This window comes from Pseudomonas sp. 43NM1 (assembly GCF_002836905.1).
GTDB classification, from domain to species: domain Bacteria; phylum Pseudomonadota; class Gammaproteobacteria; order Pseudomonadales; family Pseudomonadaceae; genus Aquipseudomonas; species Aquipseudomonas prosekii.
This window is the reverse complement of sequence record NZ_MKGS01000152.1, coordinates 23,512-44,098: the sequence shown is the minus strand read 5'-3', so window position 1 is coordinate 44,098 and position 20,587 is coordinate 23,512. Positions and strand designations below refer to the sequence as shown.

The window sequence follows — 20,587 nt, the reverse complement described above, 5'->3', positions numbered from 1 at the left end:
CGCTCGGGGCGCCAAGGTAGTTTTCGTTGTAGCAATCGGCAGTCCACTCATAGATGTTGCCGTGCATGTCGTACACGCCGAAGGCGTTGGCCGGGAAGCTGCCGGCCGGCGCGGTGAAGTTGTAGCCGTCGGCGGCGCCGTAGGTGTTGGCGTGTTTGGCGATGCTGTATTCCTTGCCTTCATCGAACGGGAAGGGGAACGGCCCGCTGCTGCCGGCGCGCGCGGCGTACTCACGCAGGGATTCGCTGACCAGTCGGTAGGTTTTGCCGGATTTTTTCGACAGCCATTCCACGTAGGCGTTGGCCTCGGGGAAGTCCATGCACACCGCTGGATGTTTGGCCGTGCGCTCGTAGCGCGGCACGCCAGCCTTGCACTCGCGGCCGGGGCGCGTATCGCCATCGGGCATCACGTAACCGGTGTCGCGCAGATAGGCGTCCCACTCGCCGGCCAACACTTGGAAGCGGCTGATGGCCAGCGGTTTGGCGAAGGTCACCGGGTGCAACGGACCTTCATCCGGCTCGCGTCCGACTTCGTTGTCCGGCGTGCCCATGGTGAAGGTGCCCGTGGGCAGCACGACCATTTCCGGGCAGTCCTTGCAATCCTTGAACACCTTGCCCGGTTGCGCCGGTTCAGCGGCCTGGGCGACGCCCGGCAGCAGGCTGGCGACGGCGGCGAAAGCCAGTGCGGGGAGCGTCTTCAGGGAAAAACTACGCAGCTCACTGTTCATCATCTCTCTCGATACAAAGATAAAAGGCAAAGGTAAAAGGAGTCGGGTGGGGCGGGCACCGCCGGTGCGCAATACATTCCTGTGGCAGCATGCTCGTGTGGCGAGGGGGCTTGCCCCCGTTCGGCTGCGAAGCAGTCGCAAAACCATCGCATGCGGTATGCCTGATGCACCGCAGTCGTGGGTTCTGGGAGCGCTTCTGGGAGCGCTTCGCGCTCCAACGGGGGCAAGCCCCCTCGCCACACAAGCTCGCTCCCACAGGGGTTGGGTTGGGTTGTGCTGGCGCATGTTTAGCCGAGCTGGGTGCCGAGCAAGACCATGAAACGGTCGATTTCGGCTTCGGTATTCAGCAGCCCCGGAGCGGTGCGGATCACCGGCCCGACATCGCGGTCCACCGCATCGGCGACCACGCGGTTCTGCATCAGGTAAGCGGCGATCTTGTCGGCGTCCTTGCCCTTGACCCGGAAGAAACTGAAACCTGACGACAGCTCGCGGCTTAGCGGCGTGACCAGTTCGATCTGCGGATGCGCCAGCAGGCGTTTTTTCATGTAGTCGTTGAGTGCGTGGATACGCGCCTGCACGTCAGCCTTGCCCAATTGCAGATGCAATTTGAACGCCTCATTCAGCGCCCAGCGGTGCTCGAACGAGTGATAACCGCCGGGCGTCATGGTGGTGGAAAACGCCGTGGCTTCGGAGAAGGTCGGAATGATCGGCGTGACGTATTTGACCTCGGCGCTGCGGCTGCAAACGATGCCGGTACCGCGCGGGCCGAACATCCATTTGTGGGTGCCAGCGATAAAGAAGTCGCAGTTCATGGCCGGGAAACTCAGGTCCTCGACGCCAAAACCATGCACGCCGTCCACCAGATAAATGATCCGGTCCTGATCGCTGCGGCCACGGTTGTGCTTGTCCACCAGTGCGCCGATCTCGGCGATCGGGGTTTTCACACCGCTGCCCGATTGCACCCACGTCATGCCCAGCACCCGCGTTTCGGGTTTGATGCTGCGGTCGATAGCCGCGAGGATTTCTTCCTTGCTGACGGTCTGCGGGTTTTCGAACAGTTTGATCTTGCGCACCTTGGTCCCGTCACGCTGGGTGCGCAGGGCGAGGATGGTGTGCGTGGCGTAGTGTTCGTGGACGCTGGTGAGGATTTCCTGATCCGGGCGCACGTGCAGGCCGCCATAAATCATCGCCAGGCCCTCGGTGGTGCTGCCGGTCAGCGCGATCTGTTTGGCGTCGGCCTGCAAGTAGCGACCGGCCCACACGCGCACGTCTTCTTCGCGTTGCTCGATCACCCCCAAGTCCCAATCCATCGCCAGTCCGGGGTTTTTATCGAGGGCTGCGCGGTGCATTTCGATGGCCTCGCGCACCGGTTTGGGATGCGAGGTGATGAGGAAATTGGAGAAGTGCAGGTAGTCCGGATCCTGGTCGAACAACTGGCGCAACTGCGCCCATTTGTTCCGGGGCAGCGGCGCCGGCATGGCGTTGTGCGGGTTATTGGCGAGGGCTGCATTGGCGCTGCGGTGCAGGCCGGCAGTCAACGGCAGGCCGGCGGCGAGGATGCCGGCCTGTTTCAAAAAGGTTCGACGATCACTCATGGCTTGCTCTGGTCCTGCTGCGAGATTTGCGCCGGTCTGGCGGCTTTTTGCACCTGGTCCCAGACACGCAGGAAGTTGCCGCCCCAGAGCTTGGCGATGTCCGCTTCGGAATAGCCGCGCGACAGCAGTTCGGCGGTCACGTTGCGAATTTCGCTGACGTTTTCCCAGCCCTTGATGCCGCCGCCCTCGTTGAAGTCAGAGCTGATGCCGACGTGATCAATGCCGATCTTGCGCACGGTGTATTCGATCGCGTCGCCGAAGTCCTTGAGGCTGGCCTTGGGTTCTTCCTCCAGAATCGCGTAGAGGCCACTGGCGTACTGGCCGAACTTTTGCTCGGACCACGCCGAGATGATCGGGTCACCCGGCATCAGCGCCATCGCCAGGTTGGGCAGCGGCGGCAGGTCGAAGCGTTTGCGCAGGTCGTTGAGTTTGTCTTGGGTGGGTTGGGTCAGCGGTTTCAGGTATTGCGAAAAACCGACAATCTGCACCACGCCGCCGCTGTGCTTGATCAGTTGCAGTTCTTTGTCGCTGAGGTTGCGCGGAATATCCACCATCGCCCGCGGTGCCGAGTGCGAGGCCACCAGCGGCGTGCGGCTCAGTTGCGCGACTTGCTCCAGGGCCTTGGTCGACATCTGCGAAACATCGATGATCACCCCAAGGTCATTCAGGCGCTTGACCGCTTGTTTGCCCAGATCCGAGAGGCCGTCGAGCGCGTCTGGCGAATCGTTCAGAAACGGCAGCGGACGCGACGAGTCGGCCCAGTCGTTGTTGCCGATGTAGCTGAAGCCGAACATGCGCATGCCGCGCGCCGTCCACAGGTCCAGCAGGTTCAGGTCGTGGCCCAGCGGATAGGCGTTGAGCATGCTGATGAAAATCGCGAACTTGCCTTCACCGTGCAAGCGACGGAAATCGTCGGGGGTATAGGCGATGGCGACCTGATTGGGGAAATCGCGAACCATGCCGGTGATGATTTTGTAGCGGATCTCCTGTTGGTTGCGGGCCTCCTCGACAAACCCGGCGGTAGGCTTGTGCGGCGCGTTCGGGCCGTTCCACATTTCCGGCCAGCCGAAAATCGTCAGGGCGGCGCCGGAGAGGTGCCCGCGATTGGCTTTGACCAGGTCGAACTGGCCTTCGCCATCCTTGTCGGCCTCGTTGCCTTGGGTGCCGAAGTTTTGCATCAGGCTGATGTGGCTGTCGAAGGACAACATGCGTTCGTGCAGCTCGTCGGCCTGTTTCATTACCTTGACCGGGTAGCCGGGGTTGTCCTTGAACCAGTGATTCCAAACCGCAAAACCGGCACCGGCGCTGATCGCCAGGGCCAGCGGCAGGCCGATGTAAAGAGCCTTTTTCGAACGTGGTTTTGTCATTGCCGTCTCAGTCAGGTTCGCCGCCCCGGTGCCAACGCAGGGGCCTTTGCTATCTGGGATGAACGAGTGGCTGGGGCAAGAATTTAGGTGTTTGTTCGGGCCTCTTCGCGGGCAAGCCTCGCGCTTACAGCCAAGCGCTTAAATTTGTCCTGCGGTTGAACGTTCTAGCTTGGATAAAGCCTGCTTCATGGCTGACACAGGTAGGGCAATGACGATTTCTCGACGATGGTTCATGGCGGGTCTGGCGCTGACCGGCGCCGCCGTGCCTGCGGCTTATTATGGGCATCGCGAATGGACCAAACCGGACCCGACGATCACCCCCGGTGAGGCGACTGTCGATCTCGCGGATACGGCCGGCCAGCACTTGGCGAACTCGCTGCGCGGGGTTTGGGATATCCGGTTTGACGGGGCGCAGCCGGGGCTCGACGGGTTGCCGTTGCAGGGCTTGCAGCTGTTTCTCGACATTGCCCAGCGTGGCCGGGGCTTGCGCGGCTGCGTGGACACTGCGCAGCAGTTGCGCAGCGACGGCGAACCGCGTTATCGGGTGATCGGTGATCTGCTGTCGAGCAAACCCGGCGAGATGTACTGGCGCCTGGTCGATACGCAATCGGCCAACGGCGCCGCTGCGTATGAATTGGCGGTCACCCTTGACGAAGTCTGGGCGGATTTCGGCAATGCCGGCAGCGGCACCCTCAGCGGGCGCTTGTTGCGGTTGGACCGGCCACTCGGTTTGCCGGCGCTGGACAGCCAGTTTGTCGCGCACAAATGCCTGTTCCCTGAAGCGCGCGAACGCACCGGCCTCAATCCGACACTGCTGGCGTGGCTGACGTCGCCGGAACATCGTTTGTTCCACCAGTTGTGGCACGCCTCGCGGGACAAATGGCACACCCTTTCCGAAGACAAGCGCGGGGCGTTGCGCGGCATTGGCTGGCAACCCGGCCCGCGCGACAAGGAGCGCGATGCCCGTGGCCCGCGCAAGGATCGCAATGGCTCCGGTGTGGATTTTTTCTTCATGCACCGCCACATGCTCGGCACGGCGCGCTCGATGCAGGACTTGCCATCCTGGCCGAGTTTTCCGATGCCGCAACCGGAACTGGAGCGCGACCGTCAGGGTTTCGCACGTTATTTCGATAACCACGACGGCGCCTCGCTGCCGCCGACCTGGCTGGCCAGCGAGGACGCCGATTACACCCAGTGGGTCAGTGACATCAAGACCGCCGAGACCTATCACAGCAACTTCCAGGTCTGGGAATCGCAGTACCGCGATCCGCGTTATCTGTCGAAGTTGACGTTGGGGCAGTTCGGTTCGGAAGTCGAACTGGGCCTGCACGACTGGCTGCACATGCGCTGGGCGTCGGTGCCGCGCGATCCGTCGAATGGGCAACCGGTGCCGTTCGCCAGGGACCCATCGGACTTTTCCGCGCGCTGGTTCGGGGCGGAAAATGACTTTCTTGGCGACCCGTTTTCATCACATGTGAGCCCGGTGTTCTGGCACTTCCACGGCTGGATCGATGATCGACTGGAAGACTGGTTCCGCGCGCACGAGCGCTTTCATCCGGGCGAGGTCACGCGGCTTGAGGTCAACGGTGTGCCGTGGTTCGCGCCGGGCCGTTTCGTTGAAATCGACGACCCGTGGCTCGGCCCGAGCACCCACGGCTGCAGCACCACGCCGGGGTTGCAGGCCGGCAAGAGCGTGGAAATGGACCCGGAAACCATGAAGCTCGCACTGCGCATCACCTTCAGCGAAGACGACAAAAAACTCGCCAGCCTGTTCCGCCGCGTACCGCAACGCCCGTGGTATGCGCGTCATCTGAAAGTCCGGCAGCGGCAGGTCTGAGTTCCGCGTTACGACCAGGCTCACTCCCACAGGGCATCTCCAGCGTTCACAAATAGTGTGTGCGCCACAAATCCAAATGTAGGAGTGAGCCTGCTCGCGATGGCGGTGTGTCAGACGCCAGAGATACTGGATGTGCCAGCCTCATCGCGAGCAAGCTCGCTCCCACAGGGGATCTCCAGCGTTCACAAATAGTGTGTGCGCCACAAATCCAAATGTAGGAGTGAGCCTGCTCGCGATTGCGGTGTGTCAGTTGCCAGAGATGCTGGATGTGCCTGCCTCATCGCGAGCAAGCTCGCTCCCACAGGGGATCTCCAGAGTCCACAAATAATGTGTTCACCACAAATCCAAATGTGGGAGCGAGCTTGCTCGCGATAGCGGTGTGTCAGTCGCTGGAGATTCTGGATGTGCGAGCCCCATCGCGAGCAGGCTCACTCCTACAATTGATCTTCAGCGTTCACAAGTAATGTATTCGCCACAAATCCAAATCTGCACGCGACGGCGTCCTTGGCATTACAGCGCCTGCCAGCCGCCGCCGAGTGCCTTGTACAGTGCGACGCTTGCTTGCAGCCGCGACAACCGCAGTTGCACATTTAAATCCTGCGCGGCGTACAACGTGCGTTGCGTCTCAAGCACAGTCAGCAAATCCTCAGCGCCTTCCTGATAGCGGTTCTGCGCAATGTTGAAGGCAGTTTGCGCCTGGCTCAGTTCTTCGCTCTGCCACTGCCGTTGTTGGTCCAGCCCATCAATGCTGTTCAGGGCTTTTTCGACGTCGGCGAAGCCATTGATGATCGCCCCGCGATAGATTTCCAGCAGTTCTGCCTGACGCGCCGTGGCTTTGTCGCGTTCGGCGCCGAGGCGGCCGTTGTTGAAGATCGGCGCCGCCAGCCCGGCAGTGAGGTTATAGAACGGACTGCGCAACAGCTCGGCGGCGATGTTTGACCCTGAACCGAGACTGGCGCCGAGGGTCAGCGCCGGCAGCATCGCCGCGCGGGCAACAGTGACGTCAGCTTGGGCGGCGGCCAGTTGCGCCTCGGCGCGGGCAATGTCGGGGCGACGGCTGAGCAACTCACTGGGCACGCCTGTGCCGATCACTGGCCACTGCAGTTGATCGAAAGATTCGTCGATCGTCGCCAATTCCTGCACCGGGCGTCCGAGCAGGGCGGCGAGGCTGATCAGCGCGTCCTGGGCCTGTTGCTGCACCGTCGGCAGTTGCCGCTGCTGCGCCGCGACCAGGCTTTTCTGCTGCGCCAGTTCCAGCGCCGTGGCAGAGCCCGAATCAAAGCGCGTTTGCACCAGCTTCAAGACGCTCTGGGCGTTGGCCAGATTGAGTTCGGCAATGCGTTTTTGCTCGCGTAACGACAACGCTTGCGCATAACTGTTGGCGACGCCGCTGAGCAACGTCAGCTCCACGGTCGCCTGATCAAATTCACTGGCCTTCAGCGCGAACTGTGCGCTGTCGCGTGAGGCGCGCTGGCCGCCCCAGAAGTCGATTTCGTAACTGGCGCTGAGGTTGGCGTCAAAGTAATCGACGGCCTTGTCGTTGTTGTCGACATCGAGCTGGCTGTAGCCATTGCCGCGTAACAGTTTTTGCCGATTGGCATTGGTCCCGGCCTTGATCTCCGGCAACTGCGAACCACCGGCAATCACCGTGCCTGCCTGCGCCTGACGCACCCGAGCAACCGCTGCCGCCAGGTCAAAACTGCCGACTTGCGCCTGTTCGATCAGACGATTGAGCTGCGGGCTGCCGAACTGCGTCCACCATTGCCGATTGCTCTGCGCGGTGCTTTGGCTGTGCGGCGATTGCCACGCGGCGGGCGCCGTCACGCCGCTGTCCGGGCGCGGGGCAGGGCTGGCGCACGCGCCAAGCAGCAGGCAAAGGGTCAAGAGACTGAGTTGCGCTTTCATAGATCGATCATTCACTGGTAAGGGCCGTGACCGGGTCGAGCCGGGCAGCTTTGCGGGCGGGCATGAAGCCGAAGACAACGCCGGTCACCAGCGCGCAACCGAAGGCGCCAAACACCGCCATCAAGGAAAACGCCACGGCGACTTCGCTGAGCACCAGCACGCCGCCGACGATCAACGCCAAAGCAATTCCGGCCAACCCGCCGACCACCGAGAGCATCACCGCTTCAGTCAGAAACTGCCGCAGGATGTCGCGCTGACGAGCGCCGGTGGCCATGCGAATGCCGATTTCGCGGGTGCGTTCGCGCACGGTCATGAGCATGATGTTCATCACGCCGATGCCGCCCACCAGCAGCGAAATCGCGGCAATCGAGCCGAGCATCAGCGACAAGGTATTCTGCGTGCGCGCTTCGGCCTGAATCATCGCCGCGTTGTTGGTCAGTTCGAAATCCTGCTTGCCGTTGTGCAGTTGCAGCATCAATTGTTTGATCGCGGTTTCCGCTTCCTTGACCTTGCGCGCGTCGGCGGCGGCAATCACCACGTATTCCGGATCGTGCGTGCCGAACAGGCGCACGCTGGCCGCCGAATAGGGAATGGCGATGCGGTTGTCGCTGTCGGAATCGCCGGAGCTGGCGCCTTTCTCCGCGAGCACTCCGACCACTTGGAACGGCACGTTTTCGATCAGGATGTATTGGCCGATCGGGTTGGCGACATCCTTCAGCAATTTGGTCCGGACCTTGTGTCCGATCACCGCGACGGCGGCGGCGTTGCGTTCGTCGGCGTCAGTGAAATAGCTGCCCTGAACCACCGGCCAATTGAAAATCTGCGGGAAATTGGTGTCATTGCCGCCGACGTAACTCATGTGGTCGACGTTGCCGAAGCGCACGCCCGCTTCCGCACCGTTGACCGGCATGATCCGCCGCACCTGCGGCAGGCTGGTCAGCGCGGCAACGTCGTCGAGGCTGACCACGCCGGGCGGCGTGCGCGGGTTTGGCGCCGAGCCGTTCAGGTAAATGATGTTCGAACCGAACGCGCCCATTTGCGCCATGACCTGGCGCTTGCTGCCTTCGCCGACCGCCAGCATCACCACCACCGACGCCACGCCGATGATGATCCCGAGCAACGTCAGGGCGGTGCGGAACCGGTTGATCCACATCACCCGCCACGCCGCTTGCACGGCATCCACCAGCTCGCCTTTCCAGGCGCCGGTGGCTTCGGCACCTTCGCTCAGGCGCTTGCGCAAATCCACCGCTTGCAGCGCGCCGGGGTTGGCCGAAATTTGCGCCGCAGGGTCGTCGCGGGCGCTGTCGCTGATGATCAGGCCGTCGCGGATTTCGATGATGCGTTTGGCCCGCGCCGCGACTTCGCGGTCGTGGGTGATCAGGATCACCACGTGGCCCTGGCTCGCCAGTTCATCGAGCAAAACCATCACCTCGGCGCCGCTGTGGCTGTCGAGGGCGCCGGTCGGTTCGTCGGCGAGAATAATGTGGCCGCCGTTCATCAACGCGCGAGCAATCGACACCCGTTGCTGCTGGCCGCCGGACAATTGGTGCGGACGGTTGCCGGTGCGCGACGCGAGGCCGAGGCGGTCGAGCAGGGCGGCGGCGCGGGCGTGACGCTCGGCGGCGGGCAAACCGGCGTAGATCGCCGGCATCTCGACGTTTTCCTGGGCCGAGCCCGACGGGATCAGGTGATAACCCTGGAACACAAACCCGAACGCTTCGCGGCGCAGCCAGGCCAGTTCATCGCTGTCGAGCCCGGCGACGTTTTCCCCGGCAAAGCGATACTCGCCGGAGGTCGGGCGGTCGAGGCAGCCGAGGATGTTCATCAGGGTCGATTTGCCCGAGCCGGAAGCGCCGACAATCGCCACGAACTCGCCGGCATGAATCGCCAGATCGATGCCGCGCAATACGTGAACTTCGGGTGAATCGCCGCCGCCGTAGGCTTTGCGGATGTCCTGCAGGTCGATCAGTGGCGTCTGCATTCAGCCGCCACTCCCGTCAGCCGGGCCGATCAACAGGTGATCGCCTTCCTCGAGGCCATCGACAATCTGCACTTTCAGCCGATCGCTGATGCCGGTGCGCACTTGCCGGGGTTGAATCGCGCCGTTTTTCGCGACCACTTGTGCGGTCTGGATGTTGGTCTGGGAGCTGGTCTGAGAGCTGGCCTGTAGTGCGGCAATCGGCGCAGTTAAGACGTTTTTTGCCTGGTCAGCGACGAAGAATATTTGCGTGGTCATTTCCGCCATCAGGGCGTTGTCGGCGTTATCGACGTCGAGCAACACCGTGTAGAGAACCACGCGGCCCGTGCCGCTTTTACTCGAACTGGCCGGGCTGCCGCCGCCCTGGCTGGTCTGGTCGAGCGGTTTCGGCGGGATCGGCAGAATCTGCCGCACTGTGCTGTTCCAGCGCCGGTTGCCGCCGCTGAGGGTGGTGAACCACGCGGTCATGCCCGGTTTGACGTGGCCGATATCCGCCTCGGAAACCTCGGCCCAGACGGTCATCGGCGACAGTTTGGCGATGCGCAGAATCAGCGGGGTTTGCTGCTGCGCGTTCAGCGTCTGGCCTTCGCGGGCATCGAGGGCGACCACGGTGCCGCTCATGGGCGCATAAATGCGCGTGTAGCCGAGTTCGGCTTGATCGCTGCGCAAACTGGCCTGCGCTTGGCGGATCTGCGCCTGAAACATGTCGACCCGCGCCTGCGTCGCACGCAATTCGGCCTGTGCGGTTTGCACGTCTTCGGCGCGGGTGGCGCCGCCGGCCGCCAGGTTTTGCTGGCGCTGGAATTTCTGCCGCGCGAGTTCGTGCTGAGCCTTTTGCTCTTGCAGCTGCGCTCTGAGGTTGTCGATGGAGAAGCGTCCGGCGTCGAGTTTGGCCTGTTGGGTGGACGGATCGATTTCCACCAGCAGGTCGCCTTCCTTGACCACGTCGCCGACTTCCACGTGAATCTTCTGGATCTGCCCCGACGCCTGGGCGCCGACATCGACATAACGCCGCGGTTGCAAGGTGCCGAGCGCCGTGACGCTGCTTTCTATATCGCCGCGACTGACTTGCACCGTGGCAAATTGATCACGGCCCGGCGGCAGGATCTGCCACGCGGCAACGGCGATGACGGGGATCAGACACAGTGCAACAAGCAAGGCGCGTCGTGCGGTGCGGGGACGTTTCATGCAGGGTTCCGGCCAATGGAAATCGGCCCGTCGCGCAGCTGACGCACACAATCAGGCGACAGCTGGGCGCTGCCGCAGGGCGACAGAGACGGGGAGCTGTCCTGTAAACGATGAAAGCAGCGACAAATTTAGCGCTGCCCGCGCCCAGCGGTTGGCGGCAAGTTGTCGGTCAAATCGAAACAACACTTTAAATCTATATGAGAATTACTATAAATTACGCACCTCGAACTGCCACTATCGTGCCACTGCCTGTTTTGGCTGGCGAAAATGTGGCTCAAGGACAGAAAACCGCACCCGTGCGGCCGGGAGTCATGTTGGAAAACTACTATCGCGAGCTGGTGTGTTTCCTGAACGCCAAGCTGGGCAACCGTCAGGTTGCCGAAGATGTGGTGCATGACGCTTATGTGCGAGTGCTGGAACGTTCCAGCGAAACGCCGATCGAGCAGCCCCGGGCCTTCCTTTATCGCACTGCGCTGAATCTGGTGATCGACGATCATCGGCGCAACTCGCTGCGCCAACTCGAATCGCTGGACGTGCTCGACACCGAAGAGCGCTATTTCACCCCATCGCCGCACACCAGTCTCGATCACGGCCAGCGCCTGGCGATGCTACAGCGCGCCTTGGCGGAATTGCCGGCGCTGTGCCGCGAAAGCTTTTTGCTGCGCAAGATTGAGGGCCTGTCGCACCCGGAGATTGCCGAGCATCTGGGGATTTCCCGCGCACTGGTCGAAAAACACATCGTCAACGCCATGAAACATTGCCGCGTGCGCATCAAGCAGTGGGACGCCCACTGATCTCTTCTCGCTAAATTTTTTTTCATTGTCCTCGTTCCTAATCAACAGACGACTTGCCGCGCTGCTCAAAGCCGACCGGGTCACATAGGCTTCCTCCCCTTGTTGAGGGGTTCATCCAGAGGACACTGGAAATGACACAGGCAATTGCATCGCCCATCGTTCACGACCTGATCGGCATCGGTTTCGGCCCATCGAACCTGGCGCTGGCCATCGCCCTGCAAGAGCGCGGGCCGATTCAGGGTGAGCTGGATGTGCTGTTTCTCGACAAGCAGGCCGACTACCGCTGGCACGGCAACACCCTGGTGACGCAGAGCGAATTGCAGATTTCCTTCCTCAAGGACTTGGTGACCCTGCGCAACCCGACCAGCCCGTATTCGTTCGTCAATTACCTCAAGCACCACGGGCGCCTGGTGGACTTCATCAACCTCGGCACTTTTTATCCGTGCCGCATGGAGTACAACGACTACCTGCGCTGGGTCGCCGGCCAGTTTGAAGCGCAGAGTCGTTACGGCGAAGAAGTGCTGACCATCGAGCCGGTGCTGCACAACCAGCAGGTCGAAGCGCTGCGCGTGATTTCGCGCGATACCCAAGGCCAGCAACACGTGCGCACCACCCGTTCGGTGGTGGTCAGCGCCGGTGGCACGCCGCGTATTCCTGAAGCGTTCAAGGCGCTCAAGGATGACAGCCGCGTGTTCCACCACTCGCAATACCTGGCGCAAATGGCCAAGCAGCCGTGCGTGAACAATCAGCCGATGAGCATTGCGATCATCGGCGGCGGGCAGAGCGCGGCGGAAGCCTTTATCGATCTGAACGACAGCTTCCCGTCGGTGCAAGTGGACATGATCCTGCGCGGCTCGGCGCTGAAACCGGCCGATGACAGCCCGTTCGTCAACGAAGTGTTCTCGCCGGAATTCACCGACCTGGTGTTCCAGCAGGCCAACAGCGAGCGCGAGCGGCTGGTCAACGAGTACCACAACACCAACTATTCGGTGGTCGACATTGACTTGATTGAGCGCATCTACGGCATCTTCTATCGGCAGAAGGTTTCCGGGATTGCCCGTCACGCATTCCGCACCTTGACCACTATCGAGAAAGCCACCGCCACCGAGCGCGGGATCGAACTGGCGGTGCGCAATAACGCCACGGGTGAAGTGTCGGTTCGGCATTACGACGCGGTCGTGCTGGCCACCGGTTACGAGCGGCAGATGCACCGCAAACTGCTGGCGCCGCTGGAAGAATATCTGGGTGAATTTGAAGTTGATCGCAACTACAAGCTGATCACCGACGAGCGCTGCAAGGCTGGCATTTACATGCAGGGCTTCTGCCAGGCGAGCCATGGTCTGAGCGACACCTTGCTGTCGATCCTGCCGATTCGCGCCGATGAAATCGCCGGCTCGCTGTACGAGCACGACAAATCCCGCGGCAAGGTGCGCTCGGTGAAGGATCTGTTGTTGGCGACTGCCAGCTGAACCCCAATCCTGATCGTTCCCACGCTCCGCGTAGGAACGATCATCCTGAACCCTTCCTGAAGAACCCTCAAATTCCCCCGAACCCCCCGCCACAGAGCATTTACTCCCCGAAAATCGCGGCGTAAGCTTCGCCCGTTTTCATCCATTAACGGAGACCCACAGTGGGTACTTGTTCGAGTGACAGTTGTCGGCCGGTTGCAGTAACCGGCACCTACTCGGCAAGCTGACGCGCAGGTTTTCGCTGCCGTTGTCTTGCTGAAAAGCGAGCAGCGGCATGCTGTTCACGGCCAGTTGCGGTCCGTGGCCCAATGCCCCTCTTATCGACACGTAATCGTGTGATGCGCGACGTCCCCGTCGTCATCGCCGCGACTCAACACGCCTGCTCGACGGTTTCCCGGCTGACCCTGGGAGGCAACTGCCATGAACCTGATCGTGCTCAAGGAATTCTTCGCCGGATTCCTGCGTAACCGCCATATAGCCCGGCACTTCCGACGCCTGGCGTTACTGGAAAGCTTCACCGACACCCGCGTCGGCCGCGACATGCCGCCGACCCTCGCGCACACCCTGTTGAACGCGGCCAACAGCGATGCCGCCCGACTGCTTGCAGCGCTTGGCAGCCGCGACGACGGCTTTAGCGCGGCCCAGGCCGATGCGTTGCGCGCTCAATACGGGCTGAACGAAGTAGAACACGAGCAGCCGCTGCCGGCCTGGGTGCACCTATGGCACTGCTACAAAAATCCGTTCAATTTGCTCCTGAGCTTGTTGACGCTGGTTTCCTGGCTGACCGAAGACCTCAAAGCCGCGGTGGTGATTTTCTCCATGGTGGTGCTCTCGACGTTGCTGCGATTCTGCCAGGAAGCCAAATCCACTCAGGCCGCCGATGCGCTCAAAGCCATGGTCAGCAACACCGCGACCGTGCTGCGTCAGGGCGCGCCGCGCAGCGAGTTGCCGATCAAGCAGTTGGTCCCGGGCGACCTCATCGTGCTGTCGGCCGGCGACATGATTCCAGCGGATTGCCGGGTGCTCAGCGCCAAGGATCTGTTCGTCAGTCAGGCGGCGATGACCGGTGAATCAATGCCGGTGGAGAAATTCGCGCATCAGCAGAATGGCGCAACGCTCAACCCATTGGACCTCGACAACATCCTGTTCATGGGCACCAACGTGGTGTCCGGCGCGGCCATCGCGGTGATTGTCACCACCGGCAATCGCACCTATTTCGGTGCGTTGGCGCAGCGCGTCGGCGCCACCGACCGCGCGCCGACGTCGTTCCAGAATGGCGTGAACAAAGTCAGTTGGTTGCTGATCCGTTTCATGTTGGTGATGGCGCCGCTGGTGTTGTTGATCAACGGTTTCACCAAGGGTGACTGGATGCAGGCCTTGCTGTTCGCGCTGTCGATCGCGGTCGGCCTGACCCCGGAAATGCTGCCGATGATCGTCACCTCGACCCTGGCCAAAGGCGCGGTGTTTCTGTCGCGCAAAAAAGTCATCGTCAAACGCCTGGACGCCATCCAGAACTTCGGCGCGATGGACGTGTTGTGCACCGACAAGACCGGCACCCTGACCCAGGACAAAATCTGCCTCGCGCGGCATGTCGATGTCTGGGGCGAAGAGTGTGATGAGGTGCTGGAAATGGCCTACCTCAACAGTTACTACCAGACCGGCTTGAAAAACCTGCTCGACGTGGCGGTTCTGCAACACGCCGAAGTACAGCGCGAACTGGCGGTGGCGACGGCGTTCGCCAAGGTCGATGAAGTGCCGTTCGATTTCACCCGGCGGCGCATGTCGGTGGTGGTCGCCGAACACAATCGGCCGGAGCATTTGCTGGTGTGCAAAGGCGCGGTGGAAGAAATTCTCGCCGGTTGCACGCGGGTGCGCCATGGTGCTGACGATGAGCCGCTGACGGATGAGGTGCTGGCGCAGATTCGTGCAGTGACGGCGTCGTTCAATGAAGAAGGTTTGCGCGTGGTCGCGGTCGCCGCGCGGCAGACGCCGAAGGAGCAAACGGTGTACAGCGTCGCCGATGAGCAGCAGATGACCTTGATCGGCTATGTCGCGTTTCTCGATCCGCCCAAGGAAAGCACCGCGCCAGCCCTGCGTGCGCTGGCCGAACAAGGCATCGCGGTGAAAGTGCTGACCGGCGATAACGAATTGGTTACGGCGAAGATCTGTCGTGAAGTCGGGCTCGAACAGCAAGGTTTGCTGCTGGGCAGCGACGTCGAAGGCATGAGCGACGCCGAACTGGCGATTGCCGTGGAATGCACCAACGTCTTCGCCAAGCTGACGCCCGCGCACAAGGAACGCATCGTCCGCTTGCTCAAGGGCAACGGTCACGTCGTCGGTTTCATGGGCGATGGCATCAACGATGCGCCGGCGCTGCGGGCGGCTGACATTGGCATTTCGGTGGACAGCGCGGTGGATATCGCCAAGGAAGCGGCGGATATCATCCTTCTGGAAAAGAGCCTGATGGTGCTCGAGGAGGGCGTGCTTGAAGGGCGGCGGACCTTCGCCAACATGCTCAAGTACATCAAAATGACCGCCAGTTCGAACTTCGGCAACGTGTTCTCGGTGCTGGTCGCCAGTGCCTTTATCCCGTTCCTGCCGATGCTGCCGATGCACCTGCTGGTGCAGAACCTGCTGTATGACATTTCGCAGATCGCCATTCCGTTCGATAACGTCGATGACGAGATGCTGAAACAACCGCAACGCTGGCAGCCGGCGGATGTCGGGCGCTTCATGCTGTTTTTCGGGCCGATCAGTTCGATCTTCGACATCAGCACCTTTGCGCTGATGTGGTACGTGTTCGACGCCAACAGCGCGCAGCACCAGACCTTGTTTCAATCCGGCTGGTTTGTCGTCGGGTTGCTGACCCAGACGTTGATCGTGCACATGATTCGCACGCCGAAGATCCCGTTCCTGCAAAGCCGTGCGGCGATGCCGTTGCTGGTGATGACCGCAATCATCATGGCGTTCGGGATTTTCCTGCCGATGGGGCCGCTGGCGCATTACTTCAAACTGCAGGCACTGCCGCCGCTGTACTTCGTGTTTCTGCCGCTGATATTGCTCGCCTACATGGCCCTGACGCAGGCCGTCAAAGGCTTCTACATCCGCCGGTTCGGCTGGCAATAGGCGGGGAATGCCGCCGGGGACGCTCCGCGTTGCGCTGTGCAGGTAACGCAGGGCGTCACGATCTGAAGTGAGACGGCAATTTTAGGAAAAGTCCTACAGAACAAGCGCCAAGTGTTCCGTAGCCTTGCCTCCTCACGAAATTGCCACCTCCCTGAGGCCAACGATGCCGAACAAAGCCTTAAGAATCCTGATTGCCGACGAGCAACATTTTCATCGGATGAAAATCGAGCGGCTGTTCAATGCGCTGGGCTATTACCGCGTGGCCCCGGTGCAAAGCCTGGAGGAAATGCTGACGGTGGTCGAATACGGCTGCGAGCCGTTCGATCTGGTGGTCATCAATGCCTCAATGGCCGGCGAAACGTTGGGCCTGCACGGGTTTCTCCTCGACAACCCGCAGGTTCGTCATGCGCTGGTCTACAACGCCCAGGCACGGCGCTCGCCAATGCCTGTCGCGGGGCAGGGGAAAGTCCAGGTCAGTCACGCAGTCCTGCCTGATCAGGTCGGCATCGAGCGGTTAATGACGGCTATCGATCCTCCGTGCAAAGACGCTGATCAACCCTGGCTCACCGAACTGTACAAATCCCAAATGCGCCTTGCCGTTCGTCGGAACTGTCAGTTCTGACAGGTAGTTTTGCTTTTTCACCCATGCAAAAGTCATCGCGCAGTCATTGCGTCTGGCCGGGCCTGTCCCGGAATCCGCGTTGGGCAATTGTCACGTCTAGGGAGTTGCCATGAGGTCTGCACTGATTGTGGACGATCATCCGGTTGTACGGGCCGCAGTCAAAATCGTGCTTGAGCAGGAAGGTTTCAAGAAAATCCATGAGGCCTCCAGCGGTAACGAAGTCATGTCGTTGCTGCGTGAACATTCGCCTGATCTGTTGGTGCTCGACCTGGTCATGCCGTCGCTCGATGGCCTGGATGTGCTGGAACGGATCAAGACCGGCGAGCTGTCGTGTCGGGTGCTGACGTTTTCATCGCTGGACCCGCAGCACTTTCAGGAGCGCTGCATGCGCGCCGGCGCGTTGGCCTATGTGTCGAAAACCAACGACCTCAGCCAATTGCACAAAGCGGTGCAGGCAGTCATGGCCGGCTACACCTATTTCGCCCGATTACCGTCGGCATCGTTGAACAATGTGCAGCACAGCGAGGCATATATGATCGATTCACTTTCCAATCGCGAACTGACGATCTGTCAGCACCTGGCGCGCGGGCTGAGCAACAAGGCGATTGCCGAGGTGATGCACTTGAGCCACAAGACCGTCAGCACGTACAAGACGCGGCTGATCGACAAACTTCGGGTGAGCTCGGCAGTGCACCTGCGCGAATTTGCCAAACGCAATCACCTGATCTGAATGTCCCAGAATCTGCGCATTGGTGTGTTCCTGTGCATGTTCCTGCTCGTGCTCCTGCTCCACAGCGGGGTTCAGGCATCGGAGCAAATTTTCGAACAGCCGAAAATCCAGCACGTACTCGGGCGTTCGACCGTCGACGGTTACGAGGTGCAACTGAGCGAAGCCGAGTGGCAATGGCTGCGCAATAAACGGGTGCTGCGACTGGGCGTGTCGGGGCCGGACTACCCGCCGTTCGAGGTCACGCGCAATCCCGATCAACTCGAGGGTATTACTGCCGATTACGCCGATCTGCTCGGGCAATTGCTTCACGTAAAGATCCAGGTTCGGCGCTACGCCAATCGTCAGGCGGCCATGCAGGCGCTCAAGCACGATGAGCTGGACTTGCTCGGCACCTCGAACAATTTCGAGGCCGCTGACCGCCAATTGACCCGTTCGCGCGCCTACGCCGAAGACCAGCCGATGCTGGTGACGCGGCTCGACGAGCGCTTGCCCGACGACCTTGTCGGCAAACGCCTCGCGATGGTCGATGACTATCTGCCGATGTCGAGTGTCACGGCGTTGTATCCCAAGGCGAGCGTGCACCTTTATCCCTCGACGCTCGAAGCGCTCGGTGCCGTCGCGTTCGGCCAGGATGACGTCTACCTCGGAGACCTCATCAGCGCCAAATACCTGATCAACAATAACTACCTGAACAACGTGAATCTGGCCGGGCCTTCCGCTCTGGAGGCCAACCCGTTCGGCTTCGCGCTGGCCCGCAGCAATGCGCGGTTGACGGCGATTGTCGACCGCGCGCTGGCGGCGATTCCGCCGGATCAGCGCACGGCCATCGAGCAGCGCTGGAGTGCCGGCCGGGTCAGCCATTCCGGTCAGCAAAGTGTGCAATTGAGCGCCAGCGAACAGCGCTGGCTGGCTGAGCATCCGATACTCACCGTCGGCGCCATCGAAGACTTTGCACCGCTGACATTTTTTGACGCCCAGGGCCGTTTCAGCGGTCTGACTGCGCAGTTGCTGACGCTGATCAGCCAGCGCAGCGGCCTGAACTTCAAAGTGCTGCGCGGCAATTCTCTGGACCGGCAAGTCGAGCAACTCAAGGCCGGCGAAATCGACCTGCTGCCGGTGATCACGCCGAGCGTCGAACGCGAGGCCGAGTTGCGCTTCACCCGCGCGTATCTGAAAAATCCGTTTGTACTGGTCAGTGCCACGGCGCCCGGCAGCCCGCAAACCCTCGACGATCTGGCGGGCAAACGCGTGGCGATTTACCGTGGCCACCCGTTGTCCGGGTTTATTCAAAATCGCGTCCCGGGCGTGCGTCTGATTGAAGCGCAAAGCCCGGCGCAAGGCATGGAATGGGTGCTCAAGGGGCAGGCGGATGTGGCGGTCAGTTCGTTGATCGTCGCGCGTTACCTGATCGCCCGGCAGTACCGCGAGCGGCTGCACATCCGCAGCACCGTGGGCGACGAACCGGCGCACATCGCCCTCGCTACCGATCGCGGCGCACTGGAATTGCGCTCGATCCTGAACAAGGCGTTGCTGAGTATCTCGCCGCAGGAAATGAACGAACTGGTCGCGCGCTGGAGCAGCGATCTGGCGGTGGATGACAGTTATTGGTTGCGTCATCGCCAAGCGATTTTGCAGGGCTTCGCTGTCGCCGGTGCCTTGCTGTTATTGGCGGTGATCTGGATCGCCCGCCAGCGTCGACAACTGCGTCAGCGCCAGCAATGGTTGCAGCAATTGCACGACGCCAAGCAAGTCGCGGACGACGCCAACCGCGCGAAAACCACGTTTCTTGCGACCATGAGCCATGAAATCCGCACGCCGATGAACGCCTTGATCGGCATGCTCGAACTGGCGCTGAAACGGGCGGAGGAGGGCGTTACCGATCGTCTGGCGATTGAAGTGGCGTCCAGTTCGGCGCAGCAATTGCTGTTGCTGATCGGCGATATTCTCGACATCGCGCGCATCGAATCCGGGCATCTGTCGCTGACCCCGGAACGCGCCAACCTGCACGAACTGGCGCAATCGGTATGTCGGGTGTTTGAGGGCCTGGCGCGTCAGCAAGAGCTGGACTGGCGGGTTGATCTGGATGCTCACAGCGACTGCGATGTGCTGGTCGACCCGCTGCGTTTCAAGCAAGTGCTGTCGAATCTGTTGAACAACGCCGTGAAGTTCACTCGCAAAGGTGAGGTCAGCCTGACCCTGCGCGTCAAGCCTGGGCCGTTCAACCATCTGGCGGTGACGGTGAGCATTGCCGACAGCGGCATCGGTATCAGCGCGGTCGATCAGCAGCGCCTGTTCAGCCCGTTCGTGCAGGCCGGCAACAGTGCGCAATCGGCGCGCCACGGCTCGGGGCTGGGCCTGGTAATCAGTCGTTCGTTATGCGAAATGATGGGCGGTCGCTTGCAGTTGCACAGTGAGCTCGGCGTCGGCACTACGGTCGAAGTCAGCGTCGATTTGCCGACCTTGCTGCCGCAGCTGTCCAGCGATGTGCAGACCGTGGAATCGCCGGTATTCAGCCGTTCACTGGCGATTCTGGTGGTCGACGATTACCCGCCAAATCGGCTGTTGCTGGCGCGCCAGTTGAGCTATCTGGGGCATCGGGTGCTCGAGGCCGAGGACGGCGAGCAGGGTTTGCAGGAGTGGCGCAAGCAACCGCTCGACGTGCTGATCACCGACTGCCACATGCCGGCGCTCAGCGGTTATGAACTGGCAATGGCAATCCGCGATGAAGAACAAGCGCAGGGCTTGCCGCCGACGCTGATTCTGGGGTTTACCGCGAATGCGCAACCCGAGGAAAAGCTCCGTTGCCTGGAGGCGGGAATGGACGATTGCCTGTTCAAACCGATTCGCCTGGCGGATTTGAGCGCGTGGCTGGCGGCGCGGTTTGCCGATGACGTTGCTAAGGAACAAGGCTTGATCGGCGAGGAATCAGCGTTCGAATTGAGCGGGCTGGAACGCTACGTCGGCAGCGATCGCACGTTGATCAATCAGTTGCGGCGTGATCTGGCGATCAGCAATCGCGAGGACCGCGAACGTTTGCTGCGGGCGCATGCCGCGGACAACCGTGCGGAGCTTGAAGATTTGGCGCACCGCATCAAGGGCGGTGCGCGGATGGTGCAGGCGCAACTGCTGATCGACGGTTGCGAGCTGCTGGAGCAGGCCTGCGCGGAAGGGCGCGCGGCGCTGATCGATGACGCGGTCGAGCATCTGCAGCAGAGCATGACGCGTCTCGATCAGAGCCTCGGTTAGCGC

General features: G+C 61.4%; 13 protein-coding genes. 7 read left to right on the top strand and 6 right to left on the bottom strand.

Features of this window, described 5'->3' with window-relative positions:
• The 3 genes from BI292_RS17615 to pvdM all read right to left on the bottom strand — a co-directional run.
• Positions 1-727, bottom strand: a 727-nt coding sequence (locus BI292_RS17615; RefSeq protein WP_101208625.1) for an SUMF1/EgtB/PvdO family nonheme iron enzyme, incomplete at its 3' end; no start/stop codon positions are given.
• A gap of 287 nt (positions 728-1,014) precedes the next feature.
• Positions 1,015-2,322 carry an aminotransferase class V-fold PLP-dependent enzyme gene (locus BI292_RS17610; RefSeq protein WP_101208624.1) on the bottom strand — a complete coding sequence of 436 codons (1,308 nt, stop codon included), beginning with the start codon at positions 2,320-2,322 and terminating at the stop codon, positions 1,015-1,017.
• The gene (gene pvdM / locus BI292_RS17605) at positions 2,319-3,689 is read right to left on the bottom strand and encodes a pyoverdine-tailoring dipeptidase-like protein PvdM (protein ID WP_092279747.1); all 1,371 of its coding nucleotides are present in this window, start codon (positions 3,687-3,689) and stop codon (positions 2,319-2,321) included. Before pvdM ends, BI292_RS17610 begins: the two co-directional genes overlap by 4 nt.
• 208 nt (positions 3,690-3,897) lie before the next feature.
• On the opposite strand from pvdM, the gene BI292_RS17600 reads away from it, so the two are divergent.
• Positions 3,898-5,526, top strand: a complete 1,629-nt coding sequence (locus tag BI292_RS17600) for a PvdJ/PvdD/PvdP-like protein (RefSeq protein WP_101208623.1) — start codon at positions 3,898-3,900, stop codon at positions 5,524-5,526.
• A 510-nt stretch (positions 5,527-6,036) separates the two neighbouring features.
• Here BI292_RS17600 and BI292_RS17595 read toward each other — a convergent pair.
• From BI292_RS17595 to BI292_RS17585, 3 genes are read right to left on the bottom strand one after another with little or no spacing between them, the layout of a single operon-like run.
• Positions 6,037-7,431, bottom strand: coding sequence for an efflux transporter outer membrane subunit (locus tag BI292_RS17595; RefSeq protein WP_101208622.1), 1,395 nt, complete (start codon positions 7,429-7,431; stop codon positions 6,037-6,039).
• A gap of 7 nt (positions 7,432-7,438) precedes the next feature.
• Positions 7,439-9,412, bottom strand: a complete 1,974-nt coding sequence (locus BI292_RS17590) for a MacB family efflux pump subunit (protein ID WP_101208621.1) — start codon at positions 9,410-9,412, stop codon at positions 7,439-7,441.
• The gene (locus tag BI292_RS17585; protein ID WP_101208620.1) at positions 9,413-10,597 is read right to left on the bottom strand and encodes an efflux RND transporter periplasmic adaptor subunit; all 1,185 of its coding nucleotides are present in this window, start codon (positions 10,595-10,597) and stop codon (positions 9,413-9,415) included.
• A 311-nt stretch (positions 10,598-10,908) separates the two neighbouring features.
• On the opposite strand from BI292_RS17585, the gene BI292_RS17580 reads away from it, so the two are divergent.
• The 6 genes from BI292_RS17580 (at position 10,909) to BI292_RS17555 (ending at position 20,584) form a co-directional block, all read left to right on the top strand.
• Complete coding sequence (locus BI292_RS17580; protein WP_109503110.1) at positions 10,909-11,391, top strand: sigma-70 family RNA polymerase sigma factor; 483 nt, start codon at positions 10,909-10,911, stop codon at positions 11,389-11,391.
• Between the two features lie 131 nt (positions 11,392-11,522).
• Positions 11,523-12,860, top strand: coding sequence for a lysine N(6)-hydroxylase/L-ornithine N(5)-oxygenase family protein (locus BI292_RS17575; RefSeq protein ID WP_092279757.1), 1,338 nt, complete (start codon positions 11,523-11,525; stop codon positions 12,858-12,860).
• Between the two features lie 420 nt (positions 12,861-13,280).
• Positions 13,281-15,986: a magnesium-translocating P-type ATPase gene (mgtA, locus tag BI292_RS17570; protein WP_101208619.1), complete on the top strand. Its 2,706-nt coding sequence runs from the start codon at positions 13,281-13,283 to the stop codon at positions 15,984-15,986.
• 163 nt (positions 15,987-16,149) lie between these two features.
• Entirely contained in the window at positions 16,150-16,608 is a 459-nt protein-coding gene (locus tag BI292_RS17565; RefSeq protein WP_101208618.1) for a chemotaxis protein CheY, read from the top strand.
• A 109-nt stretch (positions 16,609-16,717) separates the two neighbouring features.
• Positions 16,718-17,338 (top strand): response regulator transcription factor, encoded by a 621-nt coding sequence (locus BI292_RS17560; RefSeq protein WP_092279763.1) that lies wholly within the window; start codon positions 16,718-16,720, stop codon positions 17,336-17,338.
• The gene (locus BI292_RS17555) at positions 17,339-20,584 is read left to right on the top strand and encodes a transporter substrate-binding domain-containing protein (protein ID WP_101208617.1); all 3,246 of its coding nucleotides are present in this window, start codon (positions 17,339-17,341) and stop codon (positions 20,582-20,584) included.
• Positions 20,585-20,587 lie beyond the last annotated feature (3 nt).

What these genes read in the sequence shown, in the direction of transcription:
- BI292_RS17560 (WP_092279763.1), top strand. Translation starts at nt 16,718, where the DNA reads ATGAGGTCTGCACTGATTGTGGACGATCATCCGGTTGTACGGGCCGCA.
- BI292_RS17600 (WP_101208623.1), top strand. Translation starts at nt 3,898, where the DNA reads ATGACGATTTCTCGACGATGGTTCATGGCGGGTCTGGCGCTGACCGGC.
- BI292_RS17555 (WP_101208617.1), top strand. Translation starts at nt 17,339, where the DNA reads ATGTCCCAGAATCTGCGCATTGGTGTGTTCCTGTGCATGTTCCTGCTC.
- BI292_RS17595 (WP_101208622.1), bottom strand. Translation starts at nt 7,431, where the DNA reads ATGAAAGCGCAACTCAGTCTCTTGACCCTTTGCCTGCTGCTTGGCGCG.
- BI292_RS17610 (WP_101208624.1), bottom strand. Translation starts at nt 2,322, where the DNA reads ATGAGTGATCGTCGAACCTTTTTGAAACAGGCCGGCATCCTCGCCGCC.
- BI292_RS17565 (WP_101208618.1), top strand. Translation starts at nt 16,150, where the DNA reads ATGCCGAACAAAGCCTTAAGAATCCTGATTGCCGACGAGCAACATTTT.
- pvdM (WP_092279747.1), bottom strand. Translation starts at nt 3,689, where the DNA reads ATGACAAAACCACGTTCGAAAAAGGCTCTTTACATCGGCCTGCCGCTG.
- mgtA (WP_101208619.1), top strand. Translation starts at nt 13,281, where the DNA reads ATGAACCTGATCGTGCTCAAGGAATTCTTCGCCGGATTCCTGCGTAAC.
- BI292_RS17590 (WP_101208621.1), bottom strand. Translation starts at nt 9,412, where the DNA reads ATGCAGACGCCACTGATCGACCTGCAGGACATCCGCAAAGCCTACGGC.
- BI292_RS17585 (WP_101208620.1), bottom strand. Translation starts at nt 10,597, where the DNA reads ATGAAACGTCCCCGCACCGCACGACGCGCCTTGCTTGTTGCACTGTGT.
- BI292_RS17575 (WP_092279757.1), top strand. Translation starts at nt 11,523, where the DNA reads ATGACACAGGCAATTGCATCGCCCATCGTTCACGACCTGATCGGCATC.
- BI292_RS17580 (WP_109503110.1), top strand. Translation starts at nt 10,909, where the DNA reads ATGTTGGAAAACTACTATCGCGAGCTGGTGTGTTTCCTGAACGCCAAG.